We start from the raw sequence: 14,184 nt of genomic DNA on the forward strand, positions 1-14,184 counted from the left end.
GCGGTTATGAAAACAAAGTAAGTTCTTCACTCATTTTCTCCTTCTGTTTTCACATGGCATGGAGCTAAAAAAGGAACTGACCGCTCCTACGCATGATCGGATCCTCTCTCCCGCCTAAAAGAAATGGTTTTATGTCGGTCTTTCAATCCGCATCTCTATAATATGGATAACTTGCATAACCGTAAAACCTCAATCTTCAGATTGAGGTTTTACTAGCTATTTATTTTTAAAATTTAGGAAAGGTTTACTACTTCTTTTAAATGTGTTTCCAGTTCTGCTAAAAACATATCAATATTAGGATTTTTGACTACATCATAGCACGCAAAACTCTTTAAAGGACTCATACCAATAAATTTCTGTACTCGGTGCAAATGACCAATTGCTTCTTCTAAACTCTCACCTTCAAAGAATTGTGTGGAATTCTGAAATGCTGTTTTAGGTGCATTCCATGTAGTGGAAAACATGTATTGTTTCTCTGTTAATAATCCTCCTGTTCCGTATTGATCTCCTCCTTTAAAAAAGAGGCCGTACTCATATACTTCATCCATATACGTTTTAAATAATCCTGGTACACTAAACCAATAAATCGGTGTTTGATAGATGATAACATCCGCCCATAAAAACTTTTGTTGTTCTTCCTTAATATTGTATCCATCTTGAATAATCGTTGTTTTCACATGATTCTTTTCACTGAGTAAACTGACCATGTGATCAACCAATGTTTGATTTAATTTCCCTCCGTCGGCACTATATTTTTGATGACCATTTATGATTAGTATGTTTTTCATAGTTTTCTTCCCCTTTATCTGTTATTGATTGAATTGCATATATCTAAATCCACATTTTTTCGTACCGCTATCATTTAATTCTCAGCTACTACTCCAAGTTGTTGCATAAGAGTAAGATTGTCCTCTAAATGCCAGTCTTCCGTAATTTTCCCATCCTTAATACGTAAAATATCAATGGCAAAAAAGCTAATCGGCTTTCCATTATGCGTTCCTGTAAAGGATAGACGAGCTGTGACCTTATCACCAACCACTAATAAATCCTCAATCTTGCAATGTATATCCGGAACGACTTTACGAAAGTTTTTTGCAGCAAATGCTAAGCCTTCAGGACCTTGCGGGCGCCCTTTTGGCAACGTATTATCAAAAAATTTCTCTGTAACGGTTTGTGGAATAAGCTCCTCATTGCCAGTATCCCAAAATGCATAAAAACGTTGGGCTGTATGAATCATTACTGTAGCTTCTTTTTGACTTAATGAAGGATCGATTGTCATTGTTTTAGGTTCTGGCGAGCCTTTCAACAATTGAATTTCACTTTTAGAAGCAGACGTTTTTGTATTACTGCACGCAGTAAGTATGGTACCGATTATAACAATACAAATTACGAGAAAACTAAATGACCACCATAACTTTTTTGTTTGATTTTTTATTTTCATCATAGTCACCTCCTTCGTTTAGAAATCATTTGTGGTTCCTAACGCTATTTTATATGCAGTAATTTTCCTTTTGGAAGTAGTGATATTTTTTTCATATAGTTACTAAAAAGATAGTTTTGTGATACTATAAAGCAAATCAATTCAAAAAATTTTTATGGAGGCTATTTCCATGAGCAATATAGATCCGATTGTATTAACGAAAGGTTCACCTGATATACCTTGTCCTATTGCAAAAACACTCGACGTAATTGGAACAAAATGGACATTTTTAATTATTCGTGACCTTCTTATTGAAGGAACATTGCGCTTTAGTGATCTACTAAAATCAATGGATGGTATCAGCCCAAAAACACTCTCACTTCGCCTTAAAGAATTAGAAAGTCAAGGTATTGTAACAAGAAAGGTTTATCCTGAAGTTCCTCCTCGAGTGGAATATACCCTCACGGATAAAGGGAAACAATTAGAAGGTATTTTTATCGAATTAAAGCGCTTTGGGCTAACTTTATAAAGTGGAACCTAACTTCTTTGCTTGCACTGCATTTTGAGGGGGAAAGATTACTGCCCGCAAATAGTAAGATAAAATAAAAAGGAGATGATCGCCTATACACAAATATGTGGCGGTCAATCTCCTTTGTTATTTATCTTTGGATGATAGGGATGCTCAATCGCTGGATATACAACATTCAAAACTATAATCGGCATTATGAATGCAAATCGCAAATGAGGGATGTTTTTTGATTTGTATAGCATTCTTGAAAAGTGCAAGTGTTAAACCGTTTTATATTTTGAACTTGGATCTGGTAAAGTAATCCATGTTTTTATTTCCTCTCTATATCGTTTTTTAACTCGTATTATCAATCTATCACTATGTAATTTACACAACACATCAAACTTATTATTTTAAAAAGAGACTACAAAAGTGAAAATTTATTACAGCTCTTTCTATAGATTTATAAAAGCTCCTTCAAATTTCGAAGGAGCTTTTTTCTTATTTTTAAGATGTATTTAAAAATGTAACTCTACTTATTTTTTATTTCGCTAAACTTTCTACCATTTGCTTTTCTTTCCACATGACTGTAATACCGATGCCAATAGCCATAATAAAAGCAGAGAAAAGATACGGATAGTGGATGTTTACATCAAATAGTATTCCTCCCATAGCCGGCCCAACAATATTACCTAAGCTTGTATAGGTTGAGTTCATTCCCGCAACAAACCCTTGCTCTTTCCCAGCTGCTTTTGATAAAAATGTTGTTAATGCCGGACGAAGTAAATCGAATGCGAGAAAGATAAAACAAGTTACAGCTAATACTACCCAAAAATTAGAGATTAAGGTGGATACCACCGCTAATATTGCACCTGTGATTAAACATACTTGAATCAAGATTTTTTCACCAAGTATATCTACTAACTTTCCAAACATAAATATCTGTACAACAACACCAAAGATTGAGCTTATTGTAATAATGGTGGCAATATCCTTCGGTGTGAAACCAAATTTATGATCAGAAAACAGACTAAAAACAGTTTCATATGCTGATAACCCAAAAGCGAGTACAAATACAATAACAAATGCGATAAAGTAAAGTGGATTTAGTGATTTTTTTAAATCTCTAATAAAGTTTGTTTGCTTCGTATTAGCAGAAATTTCTGCTAGCTGTTCCGTTGTTAACGGCTCTTTAAGAATAAATATTGAAGAAACGCATGCGAAAAAAGCAATGGCTGCCGCAAAAAAGAATGGTATGCGCACACCATATTCTGCAATAAAACCACCGATGCCAGGTCCGATAATAAAACCTGTACTAATAGCAGCAGAAAGATATCCCATCGCTTTTGGTCGTTCTTGAACTGATGTAATATCTGCAACATATGCCGTAACACCAGGCATAATAAAGGCTGCACTAATTCCTCCTAACATCCTTGATATATAAAGCACCGATACATCCGTTCCCAAACCAAAGATAAGTTCTGAAGTACCAAAAATAAATAAGCCAATTATGATAATTTTCTTCCTGCCATAACGATCAACCCATCGTCCTGTTAATGGTGACATAAGTAGTTGTGCCACTGCAAATACGGCAACAAGATAACCCATCGTTTTTCCTGATAATTGCATGATATTCATAAATGACGGCATAACTGGGATGATGAGACCAATTCCGAGAAATGCAATGAATACATTACTTAGAAGAATGAGTAATACCATCTTTTGTTCTTTTATTGATTTCTTCATGTATTAACACCTCTTTCTGTAAAAATCATTGATGTGAAATTCTTCCCGACAATAATACCCAAGAGGTTTTTATTAGCGAAGATTCTTCATCCCTACAAACAGCAAGACAAAACAACATCACAAGTTATATCCTCTATATGGATTGAATGATGAGATTTATTTATAGTATTTACCTCTTACCTTATTTTTCATAAAATCCCTACTCGAAATGACTGACTATCATTCATTTTTAAACAAAATGAACCCATCTCTTTACTAGTAATGGATTCACCTAACTGTTTATTCCCGAATGTCCAATGCATGTGTTAAAAAGTCTAGTACTTCAGCTTTCTGGAGATCAGCCTGATCATCCTTTTTATGATCATATAAATAAACCTGTTCCGCTGCAGATTCAACCAAAGCAATAAATAACTTTGCAGTTCTTTCAGCGTGAATAGAATTACGAATTGCACCTGCATCTTTTGCTTCATTTAAGAATTGATTTAGCCACATATAAAGAGGTTGATATACAGTTTCCCATTCTTTTATATGCTCAGTTGATGCAAGACCAGCATACATTAATGCTTGTATTTCACGATATTCCGCTATAAAGTCAAAAACAGCATCTATCACTTGCATAACTTTCTTTGAAAAAGGTTCATTATTCTGTACTCGTTCTTTTACTGCATGTATCATCTTTTCAACCATAACTTCTGCTATTGCAGGCATAACAGATAATTTAGAAGGAAAATACAGATAAAAAGTTCCTTGAGCAATACCAGCCAATTTTACGATATCAGAGATCTTTGTTTTTTCAACGCCTTTTTCCTGAAACACTTCAATAGCTGCATAGACAATTTTCTCTTTTTTATTCATGATCTGAGTCCTTTCACACGCGTATTGAATGACCGTCACTCATTCTATATGAAAAATTATTGTACTGTCAACAATAGAGTATAAGACATTACTACTCCTCCTATACGATCTTTTTAACAAGCTTGTTCTATCTTTAAGAAAGAGCCTTTAAACCTGTCACTCCGCATACAATAAGAGCCACACTAATCATACGCGCCTTACTTTTTGATTCTCCAAAAAAGAACATATTTAACAAAACAGCTCCGGCTGTTCCTATACCAATCCAAACCGCATAAGCTACACTTATCTGCAAAAATAGGAAAGATGTATATAAAAATGCGAAAGACATACCAAATCCACCTATATAAATCGCTCCATGCGTTACTGTTTTATCCTTACTATACATTTTAAGACCTACTACACCAACCATTTCACAAATTGCGGCACAAAGGACAAAAATCCATCCCATCCTTAAGCAGCTCCTTTCATAACTTCTTCTTCTACTTCTTTGTTATCGGCTAACTTCAGGCCAATAACGCCAGCTACTATCATAACTATGAAAAATAATTTCCCTAGACTAAAACTTCCACCAAAAAGAAAAACGTCCATTAAGAAGGTTCCCACAGTTCCTGCTCCAGCAAAAACGGCATATACTGTTCCTGTCGCAAGATGTTCACATGCTTTAGAAAGCATATGAAAATCAACAACAATAATCCCTAGAATTATTGCCCAATGCCACCATACGTGAGCAGTATTAAAACCAAACACCCAAAAAACTTCAAAAATACATGTTAATATTACATATAACCAAGCTTTATTTTTCATATATTCCCACCTCTTATGACTGAATGTCATTCATTGTTAGCTTGAATTTATCCATCTTGCTATAACCAATGAATGAATATTTATTTTCTTATATCCAATGCATGCGTTAAAAAATCCAAAACTTCAGCTTTTTGTAAATTAGCTTGATCCTCTTTTGTATGATCATATAAATAAATTTGCTCTGCTGCTGATTCAACTAAAGCAATAACAAGTTTTGAAGTTCTTTCAACATGAATAGAATCCCGTATAACTTTAGCATCCTTAGCTTCTTCTAAAAAGCCTTTTATCCAAATGTAAAGAGGTTGATATAGATTCTCCCACTTTTTTATATGTTCGGTCGATGCTAAACCGACATATATTAATGCCTGTATTTCGTGATGTTCTTTTGTAAAATCAAAAATCGCATCTACAATTTGCGAGAATGTATCTAAGAAAGAAGAGCTAGCTTGTACTTTTTCTTCAACTGCACATATCATCTTCTCAACCATAATTTCTGCAATAGCAGGCACTACGGATAGTTTTGAAGAAAAATATAAATAGAAGGTTCCTTGAGCAATACCAGCTGATTTCACAATGTCCGAAATCTTTGTTTTTTCAATCCCTTTTTCCCTAAAACATTCGATAGCAGCATATACAATTTTTTCTTTTTTACTCATTATCTACACCCTTCCACGAAATAAAATGACTGAATGTCATTCATATTTATTGTACATTGATGATTTATAAAATGTCAATCATCCTTTTTTTGATAATTGTTCTTGTTCATACATATATTTAAAAATTCCATAAGGTGAAACTTTAATCAGTTGGGGTTTTATCCCTCACTGATTATTAGCCATCACCAATCAGGCTTTTACGGGCAGTAAGACCCGCGAATAGCGGGATAAACAAAGATTCTAGGAGTTTTTAATTAAATCCCTGAAATTAAGAGCATCCTGGAAGGGGCCTCTCATTATTTAAAATAAATTTGTCACTGGAACTACTCTTCATGTTGAAGGTGGACATACATTAATTTAATTAACGAGGAGGCTATCCCCTCCTCCTTCTGTTTATCTTAATTATCTATTTCATACTAAACCTCAAATAACATACCGAATCATCGCAACTTCATCACAACAATCAAATTTCGGACAATGCCGACAATCAACCCATACTTTTTCAGGTAGCGATTCCTTATCAACAAAATCAAATCCACATTTCTTAAAAAATGTAGTTTGATACGTTAAAGAAATAACTCTTTTCACTTTTATTTTAGTAGCCTCATTCATGACATGATTCACCAACATACGGCCTAAACCTTGACCCGCATATGTATCCAATACAACTAATGAGCGAATTTCTGCAAGATCTTCTCCTAAAACATGTAAACCAGCAACTCCCAAAATTTCTCCTTCCTCTTTCACAACATACAAACACTGTAGATATTGGTAAAGGGACAAAAGTGAACGCGGCAGAACAACTCCTTCTTTCGAATATATTTCTATTAAGTTATATATTTCTTTCACATCACTTGTAATCGCGTTAGAAATTTGCATAATATATCTCCTTAACATAAATATTCATAGCTTATAATGTATAATAATTCATAAATTTATATAATAATACGCCCACTTCTTAAACACGTCAATTATTATTCTGAATTTTTCATATAAAAATAAATACCGATTTCTTCTATATAACCAAGTCAAGTTGGGGCCATTTGCTTAACATACTACTAAAATATTGATCTAATGCGGGTTAAAGCCAAGTTTGAGATGTAGAAAGGCATATATGATGATTTCAGCGTGTCAAAAATCTAATTATAATACGGTTAGAAATGCATAATAAAAGACCTCAACTAGAGGTCACTTTGAAACGATAACTTGATTTTTACTTTTGAGTAGAAAGAAAATCCACCATACGAATAAAAACAAATAACCTATGGTCGTGAATATAGACCAAATAGCTCCTTGTTGTAATTGATTTATTAAATGTTCAAATTCATCCATTCCTTCCGCTCTTCCAATACTATTTATCAAACTAATTATTGGAACTGTTATAGCAAAAACAATGGCTAAAATGGATAAACTTTTCATTTTCTTTCGTATAACACAAAATATTGCAGCCCCTAATGTTATTAATAAAAATGAATAATATATTGCCCAAAACCAATTAGGAAGAGTCTCCCAATACATTTCCCCATCCCCCCTATTTACATTATTTAAGATCCTATTTATTGGAAATAATATAGCATATACATCACGGCTATGAAAATAAAAGAAGACCTCCTCTCATTTTCTTCCTTTGTTTTCACATGGCATGGGGCTAAAAAAGGCCCTGATCGCTTCTATGCATGATCGGACCCTCTCTTCCATCTAAAAAGTGGTTTTATATCTCATTCAGTACTTGTTTTCGAATCTCTTATTGGTAATACTGTAGAATACTTAATTTCACGCAGCGCTAAACTCGTTTGTATTCGCGTAATCCCAAGCTTATTTAACTTTCTAATAAAACGCTCCAACTCTTTACGATCTCTGTTTGCGACCTTTAATAGGTAATCATACTCCCCTGTTAAACAATGACATTCCAATACTTCCGGCATAGATTCCAGTTCCCTTTCCAATACTTCAAGCTTTTCAGATTGATGAATATTTGTACTCATAAAAATAAAGCATAATAAATCAAATCCAAGTTTCTCTTGATTTAAAATCGCGACTTGCTTATCAATAAACCCTTCCCCTTCTAGCCTCTTTATTCGTGCATGCATTGCAGCCGGTGATAAATTAACACGACGCGCAAGTTCGGCATTACTTACTTGTGATTCCTTTTGTAAAATATCTAAAATTTGTACGTCCAAATCATCTAACACTTTAATAACAGATGACTCCATAAAAATCCCCCTTTTTTCTTACCGACGATTCTTCGAAAAAATGCATAATAACCCTAGTGAAATTAAATAAAATTCCGTAATTACAAACCTAAACAAAACATTTTATTGAATTTTCACCATTATACAAAAGAACATATTAGATAACAAAGAAAAATGCTAAAATTATTTACAATCCATACGATATAAATCCATTTTGTGTTTTCAACACATAAGTCACTGCTATGAAAACAAAAAAGGACATACACTCATTTTCTCTTTTTGTTTTTACTCGGCATGGGGCTAAAAAAGGATCTGACCGCTTCTATCCATGGACGGATTCTCTCTTCCCCCAAAAAAGAAAGGTTTTTTATCAGTTTTTCAATTTATACACTAATAAAAGGAGTTCCAAACTATGCCTTATTTTTATGTCTTTTTATTATTGCTAACAAGCTTACTATGGGGGGGAAACTTTGTTGTTGGAAAATCACTTGTCGATCATGCTTCTCCAATGACGCTTACAAGTTTAAGATGGCTGATTGCGATTGTTTGTCTCTTACCGATTGTTTGGTTTAAAGAAAAGAAACTTTTTCCACCGCGCGCTACAATTCTTCCCTTACTACTTATGGGAATCACCGGCGTTGTTCTCTTTAACATTTTTCAATTCTTAGCGTTAGAACAAACATCCGCAACAAACGTTGGACTTATTTCTACGTTAAACGCGATTTCAATTGCACTATTTTCGTCTTTATTCTTAAAAGAAAAAATAAATATGCTTCAAATCTTATCTATGATTCTTTCTTTTTTTGGTGTAATTCTCGTCCTTTCAAAAGGAAATATCGCACTGTTATTTTCATTACATTTTAATAGTGGGGATTTGTGGATGATGGCTGCGGTTTGTATTTGGGGTATCTATTCTGTTTGTAGTAAATGGGCAACAAAAACAACTACGCCAATGATGGCAACTTTATATTCTGGTATTTTTGGTGTCATTATATTGCTTCCATTTAATATACCAAGCTTTACTGTTTCCAATATTAATGCTTCATTTATCACTTCACTACTATATACAGGCTTAATTTCAACTGTAGTCTGTATGGTATTTTGGAATATTGGTGTTCAAAAATTAGGAGCAACTACATCAGGAATTTTTCTAAATTTTAATCCAATTTTCACTGCCATTTTAGCGTTTCTTTTCTTAGGAGAAGAACTAACTTGGATCCAAATCTTTGGGACTATCACTGTTATTACTGGCTGTTATTTATTTTCTCACTTTAAAACAGTTGCTCATCAACCTAGCCAAACTTTAGTACGGCAGCACTCTTAATAGATCAACATCGCCATTATCTTTAACATAATGGCGATGTTTTTACATTCTTCACTTTTTACTTCTCATTTCTTTTAAATACTGCTGTTCTTCTGCTGGTGATAAACGTTCTGTTGCCTTTCCAGTATCCCCGCCTTGAATTTTCCACAAGAAGTTATGTTCCTCAACTGTTTGCGAAAAATCCTCTTTCTCCCAGCGGTCTAAAATAGCAAGTAGCCTTGTTTTATTATTAAAATTTTTACTACTCTCTACAGCCCTCTTCGTATTATGAATTTCCTTTTTCGTCATTTCAATAAATCCCCATTTCTCAGAGGATTTTACTTTTTGATGTACCATCTTATGCATAATAGATATAATTTCATCTTCACTAACTCGCGGCGTTTCTTCCACTACCTTCTTTTCCTTTTGAGCAATTACTTTCTGCTCCTTTAAACGTTTATCCTCTACTTCGACATACTCAAGAAATTTATAAGCGCCAAATATAACACCCATTACAATTACGATAGTCGTAATCGTCCCTATTATCCATTTTTTCATATTATGTATTTTGATATCTCCTCTAATTGTTACTAAAACAAATGGAATCGCCTACAAATAGCCGATTCCATTTGTTTATCATTTTTAAGCTTTCATCGCTTCTCTAACAACGTGACTATCCACATATTGCTTGAACTTCACGATTTTTCCATTCTCAAGTTGCCATACATGAACGAACTCTGCTTCAAATGCTTTTCCAGTTTCTTTATAGACTCCTGAATACACACCTTCAGCAATAATAACGTCTTTTCCTTTTACTTCATGGTACGTATTTACATTCGCTTTATAATCATCCCATTCTGATCCTAAACGACTAAATACATTTTCCATTACTGCATCTACACCAATATACGTTCCACCATATGGAAAACCAGCTGCCTCTGTCCATTCTACTTTTTCAGAAAGGGCTTCTACTAGATGTTTTGCATTTGAAGAAGATGGTCCTTCATATGTGCTTCGAATAATCTCTAAATTTGTTTTTTGTCCCATTATTTTTCCCCTCCAAACGCATTTTCTGCTAAAACAAGTCCAATTTCCCGTTCCTTTACATTTGGAAACCGTTCCTTCATTGCAGTTTGAATTTCTTCACTTGAAGGATTCTTCGAAGGTACTTCATCAAATGGCACTAAGTATTTACGAGTATGTTCAATTGCATCTTTCTCTCCATAAATAATCGTTGATGTAACTTGAAAGGCTTGTTCAGATCCTGTAAAGACTTCTACATGTAATTTTGACATGTTGTTTCCTCCGTTTTTCTATATACATTTACACTTTTATTATTTTATATTTCCTTACTTGTTATAATCACTCTATATTGTAACTAAAGTAGTTACAAATAAACCAAAAAAATATGCTATCTATTTACAACTCATACTTCATTGCTAAGTACTTAGTTGTAATCATCATAGTTACAACTAAGTGCCAAGTCAATACTTTAATATCAAAAAAATTCCCCAGCAAAATAGATATATACAAAAACACTGTTCTTTTCATAAATCTTCTTCAGAAAAGAACAGTGCTTTATATAATAATTTATTTTGCTTTGAGTACTTTTCCTTTTAAGAAACGATCTACATACCCTTCTGCTTTTACAACAAATAAATAGGCACCCATTGCTAATAATGCAAGATCTAATTCATATCCAGGATTCTTTCCGTCTCCTAATAAACCAGCTGCTCCGTTTACCTTTACAATTGCACCAACTAAGATAAGAGCAAATAATAATCCCACATATCTAACACCTAAGCCAATGATTAATAATAGACCACCAACTAATTCAAATGTTGCAACCCCATATGCGAGACCACCTGGTAAGCCAATGCTTGTAAACCAACCTGCTACATTATCAATACCTGATTGAAACTTTGCTAAGCCATGTGCAAAGAATGTAACTCCTAACACGATACGAATAATTAAATTACCAATATATTGATTCATTCTGAACTCCCCTTTTGTTTTGTTGTACAAAACTTTTTTTCACAAGACAAAACAATACATTGTTTCTTTTTATTCGTCAAATACTTTTTTTAAAGAAAATAAAAAAACATTACCCCTTTCACGGATAATGTTTCATAAAAAATAGCGCTCCTTCAAGGCTTAACATGTGGAAATGCATTCGAAAAAACATCAATGATTTTCTATTCTTTCGAGATAAGTTCAAATTTCTTTCCTGCATTTACGTAAGACAATAATGATAAATCTTCTTCAAAAACCGTTCCAATTACATTCACCTTTTCATTTTCTGGTAAATCATTTATAACAATTTGCATTTCACCTGCATATCTACCGTACAGTTCATTATCAATTGTAATACTCCCTATCTTTCTTTGAACTGTATTCATCGCTGGTAAAATAACAGTATGTCCTTCTCTTGATTCTACAGAACGAATGACATCACGCGCTGGATCAAGCCTATTCGTATGTACTCGCTCTACTGTTTCTAATACTTCTCTTTCACTAATCAGCAGTTTATAACGTATTGGAATAATCCCTTTATTTGCACTCGCAATTTCTTGTACACTTTTTAAGCTCCCACTTATATCTCCAATTAGTACTTTATCAACGAAGCAGTCTTCCACAAGTTCCAAATATGCCTCAAGTGGGCGCATATATCGGTGTTTTTCTAATGTAGGAAGCCCTTCATATAAAGGTCCTCTTTTTTCACCATCACCTGGAATAAATGCCATTGTTTTTATACCGCATTCACGCAAAAATTGATTTTGCTTTTGTAAAAATGATTTAGCAAGCCCTGTTTCAGGACGTGGATAAAAATTATGCCATGCTTCTACACAATCTACTCTCACACTTTCCTCAAGAAGCTCATTCCAAAATGATTCAGTGATTGTACTAGCATTTAATGCAATCTTCATCTTATGTGATATACGTGCAATTTGTTTCGGGTCTATACCATAATCAATGCGTAAACCAGTAATTCCCCACTCTACTAGCTGTTCCACATTTTCATACGTAATCCCTAAATAGTGTAAAGAACTTGGTGAAACGTCCACCATCAGTTCCATCTCATATTTTTCCGCTTGCTTCCCAAGTATTTGTATTAACTCCTTATAAGCCCTAGGATCATCTTCCGGAATGTGAAGAGAAGTGAAAATAGAAGAAAAACCGTATTTCCTTACCGTTTCCAACCATTTTTCTTGCTCTTCTATCCGGTCCTTTGAAAGATAAACAGATACTCCAATCATAGCAATCTCTCCTTTTGTCTCATACGAAGAAAAAGAGGAGGAAAACCTTCCTCCCCCTACAGATGCTCCGCCATTTCTTCTTTAAATCCAAAGAAATACGTAAAGATAAAACCAAATGCATAAGCAATAACAAGACCAAGAAAATATAGTAAATATTTATTATCAGCAATTAACGGAATTAATGATAACCCTGATACACCGATTCCGAGTGAAGCCGTTTTCATAACTGCCTGGAATGCACCGCCAACAGCTGCCCCTAAACAAGCCGTAATAAACGGTTTACCAAGTGGTAATGTGACCCCATATAATAAAGGTTCGCCAATTCCTAAGAAACCAACCGGTAGTGCTCCTTTAATTACATTACGAAGACGCTTATTTTTCGTTTTTACATAAATAGCAATCGCTGCCCCAACTTGCCCCGCTCCTGCCATCGCTAAAACCGGTAGTAATGGTGTTACATGAGTTTGATTAATAAATTCCATGTGGATAGGTGTTAGACCATGATGCAGTCCCATCATAACGAGCGGTAAAAATGTTCCTGCGAGTACAGCTCCTGCGACCGCTCCCCCGACATTTAAAATTGCATTAATACCACTTGTAATTCCATCAGATAGGAAACCAGCCACTGGTTGAATTGCTAACATCGTTACTAAGCTTACAACTAGTACCGTAATAAGCGGAGTCACTATAATATCCACTGCATTCGGTACTGCCTTTCGTACTTGTCTTTCCACTACAACCATAAGCCATGCTGCAAAGATTACAGCGAATAATCCACCGCGCCCCGGCACCATTGCTTCACCAAATAGTTTCACATTTGCCATAGCTGGGTTGAAAATTAAAATACCTGCAATCGCTCCGAGAACCGGAGTTCCGCCAAATTCTTTTGCCGTATTCCAGCCAACTAGAATACCTAAGAATGTAAAAATACCACCGCCAATTAAAAGTAACATTTGCAGCCATGTTGCATTTGGATCTGCCCCCGCATTTTTAGCAAAGTTAGCGACACCATTTATAATTCCTGATGCAACAAGTCCAGGGATTAACGGAATAAAAATACTCCCTATTTTTCGTAAAAAGCTTTTTACCGGTGTATTATTTTTTTTCTTGATTGCTGATTTCATTTCTTGGCCAAGATCTTCAAGATGCTGATCAGCAACTTCCCCAATTCGTAACCCTGTCAAAGTCTCCATTTCGGCTGCTACTTTATTCACAGTCCCTGGCCCAACTACAACTTGCAATGTTTCATCTTCAATCACACCCATGACACCGTCTACTTTTTTCAAAAGTTCCATATTCACTTTACTTTCATCATGAAGTGTTAGACGTAACCTCGTCATACAATGTGCAATACCACGAATATTTTTCGTTCCCCCAAGTTGCTCTGTAATCTCTTTTGCCATCCGCTGTTCTTTCTTCATTGTAAAACCCCCCTCCCCACTT

The 14,184-nt window shown here is 34.5% G+C and carries 18 protein-coding genes; 2 read left to right on the forward strand and 16 right to left on the reverse strand.

Going from position 1 to position 14,184, the window contains the following annotated elements; translation table 11 throughout:
* Positions 1 to 233: 233 nt before the first annotated feature.
* Both MHH45_RS12160 and MHH45_RS12165 read right to left on the reverse strand, forming a co-directional pair.
* Positions 234 to 788 carry an NAD(P)H-dependent oxidoreductase gene (locus MHH45_RS12160; protein WP_016113255.1) on the reverse strand — a complete coding sequence of 185 codons (555 nt, stop codon included), beginning with the start codon at positions 786 to 788 and terminating at the stop codon, positions 234 to 236.
* A gap of 74 nt (positions 789 to 862) precedes the next feature.
* Positions 863 to 1,444: an ester cyclase gene (locus MHH45_RS12165; protein WP_139350053.1), complete on the reverse strand. Its 582-nt coding sequence runs from the start codon at positions 1,442 to 1,444 to the stop codon at positions 863 to 865.
* Between the two features lie 166 nt (positions 1,445 to 1,610).
* Between MHH45_RS12165 and MHH45_RS12170 the strand changes: the two genes are divergently transcribed.
* Positions 1,611 to 1,949 carry a winged helix-turn-helix transcriptional regulator gene (locus MHH45_RS12170; protein ID WP_077295125.1) on the forward strand — a complete coding sequence of 113 codons (339 nt, stop codon included), beginning with the start codon at positions 1,611 to 1,613 and terminating at the stop codon, positions 1,947 to 1,949.
* A 522-nt stretch (positions 1,950 to 2,471) separates the two neighbouring features.
* Here MHH45_RS12170 and MHH45_RS12175 read toward each other — a convergent pair.
* The 8 genes from MHH45_RS12175 to MHH45_RS12210 form a co-directional block, all read right to left on the reverse strand.
* A complete protein-coding gene (locus MHH45_RS12175; RefSeq protein ID WP_016113252.1) occupies positions 2,472 to 3,674 on the reverse strand; it encodes an MFS transporter in 1,203 nt (400 codons plus the stop codon).
* 279 nt (positions 3,675 to 3,953) lie between these two features.
* Entirely contained in the window at positions 3,954 to 4,532 is a 579-nt protein-coding gene (locus MHH45_RS12180) for a TetR family transcriptional regulator (protein ID WP_033671375.1), read from the reverse strand.
* A 130-nt stretch (positions 4,533 to 4,662) separates the two neighbouring features.
* Positions 4,663 to 4,977, reverse strand: coding sequence for a DMT family transporter (locus MHH45_RS12185; RefSeq protein ID WP_003195471.1), 315 nt, complete (start codon positions 4,975 to 4,977; stop codon positions 4,663 to 4,665).
* A 2-nt stretch (positions 4,978 to 4,979) separates the two neighbouring features.
* Positions 4,980 to 5,333: a DMT family transporter gene (locus MHH45_RS12190; RefSeq protein ID WP_016113250.1), complete on the reverse strand. Its 354-nt coding sequence runs from the start codon at positions 5,331 to 5,333 to the stop codon at positions 4,980 to 4,982.
* Between the two features lie 80 nt (positions 5,334 to 5,413).
* Positions 5,414 to 5,992 (reverse strand): TetR family transcriptional regulator, encoded by a 579-nt coding sequence (locus MHH45_RS12195; RefSeq protein ID WP_303745078.1) that lies wholly within the window; start codon positions 5,990 to 5,992, stop codon positions 5,414 to 5,416.
* 420 nt (positions 5,993 to 6,412) lie between these two features.
* Positions 6,413 to 6,868 carry an N-acetyltransferase gene (locus MHH45_RS12200; protein WP_016133177.1) on the reverse strand — a complete coding sequence of 152 codons (456 nt, stop codon included), beginning with the start codon at positions 6,866 to 6,868 and terminating at the stop codon, positions 6,413 to 6,415.
* A gap of 309 nt (positions 6,869 to 7,177) precedes the next feature.
* Entirely contained in the window at positions 7,178 to 7,507 is a 330-nt protein-coding gene (locus MHH45_RS12205; protein WP_016113247.1) for a hypothetical protein, read from the reverse strand.
* 200 nt (positions 7,508 to 7,707) lie between these two features.
* Entirely contained in the window at positions 7,708 to 8,202 is a 495-nt protein-coding gene (locus MHH45_RS12210) for an Lrp/AsnC family transcriptional regulator (protein ID WP_016113246.1), read from the reverse strand.
* A 391-nt stretch (positions 8,203 to 8,593) separates the two neighbouring features.
* Between MHH45_RS12210 and MHH45_RS12215 the strand changes: the two genes are divergently transcribed.
* On the forward strand, positions 8,594 to 9,505 hold the full coding sequence (locus MHH45_RS12215; RefSeq protein ID WP_016113245.1) for a DMT family transporter: 912 nt from the start codon (positions 8,594 to 8,596) through the stop codon (positions 9,503 to 9,505).
* Between the two features lie 51 nt (positions 9,506 to 9,556).
* Here the strand turns inward: MHH45_RS12215 and MHH45_RS12220 are convergent, their stop codons facing one another.
* From MHH45_RS12220 to MHH45_RS12245, 6 genes are all read right to left on the reverse strand, one after another.
* On the reverse strand, positions 9,557 to 10,042 hold the full coding sequence (locus tag MHH45_RS12220; protein WP_016113244.1) for a DUF6241 domain-containing protein: 486 nt from the start codon (positions 10,040 to 10,042) through the stop codon (positions 9,557 to 9,559).
* An 84-nt stretch (positions 10,043 to 10,126) separates the two neighbouring features.
* Complete coding sequence (locus MHH45_RS12225; protein WP_016113243.1) at positions 10,127 to 10,531, reverse strand: nuclear transport factor 2 family protein; 405 nt, start codon at positions 10,529 to 10,531, stop codon at positions 10,127 to 10,129.
* Positions 10,531 to 10,779: a hypothetical protein gene (locus MHH45_RS12230; protein ID WP_016133178.1), complete on the reverse strand. Its 249-nt coding sequence runs from the start codon at positions 10,777 to 10,779 to the stop codon at positions 10,531 to 10,533. The genes MHH45_RS12225 and MHH45_RS12230 overlap by 1 nt, the downstream gene beginning before the upstream one ends.
* A 295-nt stretch (positions 10,780 to 11,074) precedes the next feature.
* Positions 11,075 to 11,479: a DoxX family protein gene (locus tag MHH45_RS12235; protein WP_088093931.1), complete on the reverse strand. Its 405-nt coding sequence runs from the start codon at positions 11,477 to 11,479 to the stop codon at positions 11,075 to 11,077.
* A gap of 200 nt (positions 11,480 to 11,679) precedes the next feature.
* Positions 11,680 to 12,741, reverse strand: coding sequence for a DUF871 domain-containing protein (locus tag MHH45_RS12240; RefSeq protein ID WP_016113241.1), 1,062 nt, complete (start codon positions 12,739 to 12,741; stop codon positions 11,680 to 11,682).
* Between the two features lie 56 nt (positions 12,742 to 12,797).
* Complete coding sequence (locus MHH45_RS12245) at positions 12,798 to 14,162, reverse strand: PTS transporter subunit EIIC (RefSeq protein WP_016113240.1); 1,365 nt, start codon at positions 14,160 to 14,162, stop codon at positions 12,798 to 12,800.
* Between the last annotated feature and the right edge of the window lie 22 nt (positions 14,163 to 14,184).

It is taken from the genome of Bacillus sp. FSL K6-0042 (genome assembly GCF_038006685.1).
Lineage (GTDB): Bacteria > Bacillota > Bacilli > Bacillales > Bacillaceae_G > Bacillus_A > Bacillus_A pseudomycoides.

Excerpts from the sequence above, each read along its gene's own strand:
- MHH45_RS12160 (WP_016113255.1), bottom strand. The coding sequence starts at position 788 with ATGAAAAACATACTAATCATAAATGGTCATCAAAAATATAGTGCCGAC.
- MHH45_RS12165 (WP_139350053.1), bottom strand. The coding sequence starts at position 1,444 with ATGATGAAAATAAAAAATCAAACAAAAAAGTTATGGTGGTCATTTAGT.
- MHH45_RS12170 (WP_077295125.1), top strand. The coding sequence starts at position 1,611 with ATGAGCAATATAGATCCGATTGTATTAACGAAAGGTTCACCTGATATA.
- MHH45_RS12175 (WP_016113252.1), bottom strand. The coding sequence starts at position 3,674 with ATGAAGAAATCAATAAAAGAACAAAAGATGGTATTACTCATTCTTCTA.
- MHH45_RS12185 (WP_003195471.1), bottom strand. The coding sequence starts at position 4,977 with ATGGGATGGATTTTTGTCCTTTGTGCCGCAATTTGTGAAATGGTTGGT.
- MHH45_RS12190 (WP_016113250.1), bottom strand. The coding sequence starts at position 5,333 with ATGAAAAATAAAGCTTGGTTATATGTAATATTAACATGTATTTTTGAA.
- MHH45_RS12200 (WP_016133177.1), bottom strand. The coding sequence starts at position 6,868 with ATGCAAATTTCTAACGCGATTACAAGTGATGTGAAAGAAATATATAAC.
- MHH45_RS12205 (WP_016113247.1), bottom strand. The coding sequence starts at position 7,507 with ATGTATTGGGAGACTCTTCCTAATTGGTTTTGGGCAATATATTATTCA.
- MHH45_RS12210 (WP_016113246.1), bottom strand. The coding sequence starts at position 8,202 with ATGGAGTCATCTGTTATTAAAGTGTTAGATGATTTGGACGTACAAATT.
- MHH45_RS12215 (WP_016113245.1), top strand. The coding sequence starts at position 8,594 with ATGCCTTATTTTTATGTCTTTTTATTATTGCTAACAAGCTTACTATGG.
- MHH45_RS12220 (WP_016113244.1), bottom strand. The coding sequence starts at position 10,042 with ATGAAAAAATGGATAATAGGGACGATTACGACTATCGTAATTGTAATG.
- MHH45_RS12225 (WP_016113243.1), bottom strand. The coding sequence starts at position 10,531 with ATGGGACAAAAAACAAATTTAGAGATTATTCGAAGCACATATGAAGGA.
- MHH45_RS12230 (WP_016133178.1), bottom strand. The coding sequence starts at position 10,779 with ATGTCAAAATTACATGTAGAAGTCTTTACAGGATCTGAACAAGCCTTT.
- MHH45_RS12235 (WP_088093931.1), bottom strand. The coding sequence starts at position 11,479 with ATGAATCAATATATTGGTAATTTAATTATTCGTATCGTGTTAGGAGTT.
- MHH45_RS12240 (WP_016113241.1), bottom strand. The coding sequence starts at position 12,741 with ATGATTGGAGTATCTGTTTATCTTTCAAAGGACCGGATAGAAGAGCAA.
- MHH45_RS12245 (WP_016113240.1), bottom strand. The coding sequence starts at position 14,162 with ATGAAGAAAGAACAGCGGATGGCAAAAGAGATTACAGAGCAACTTGGG.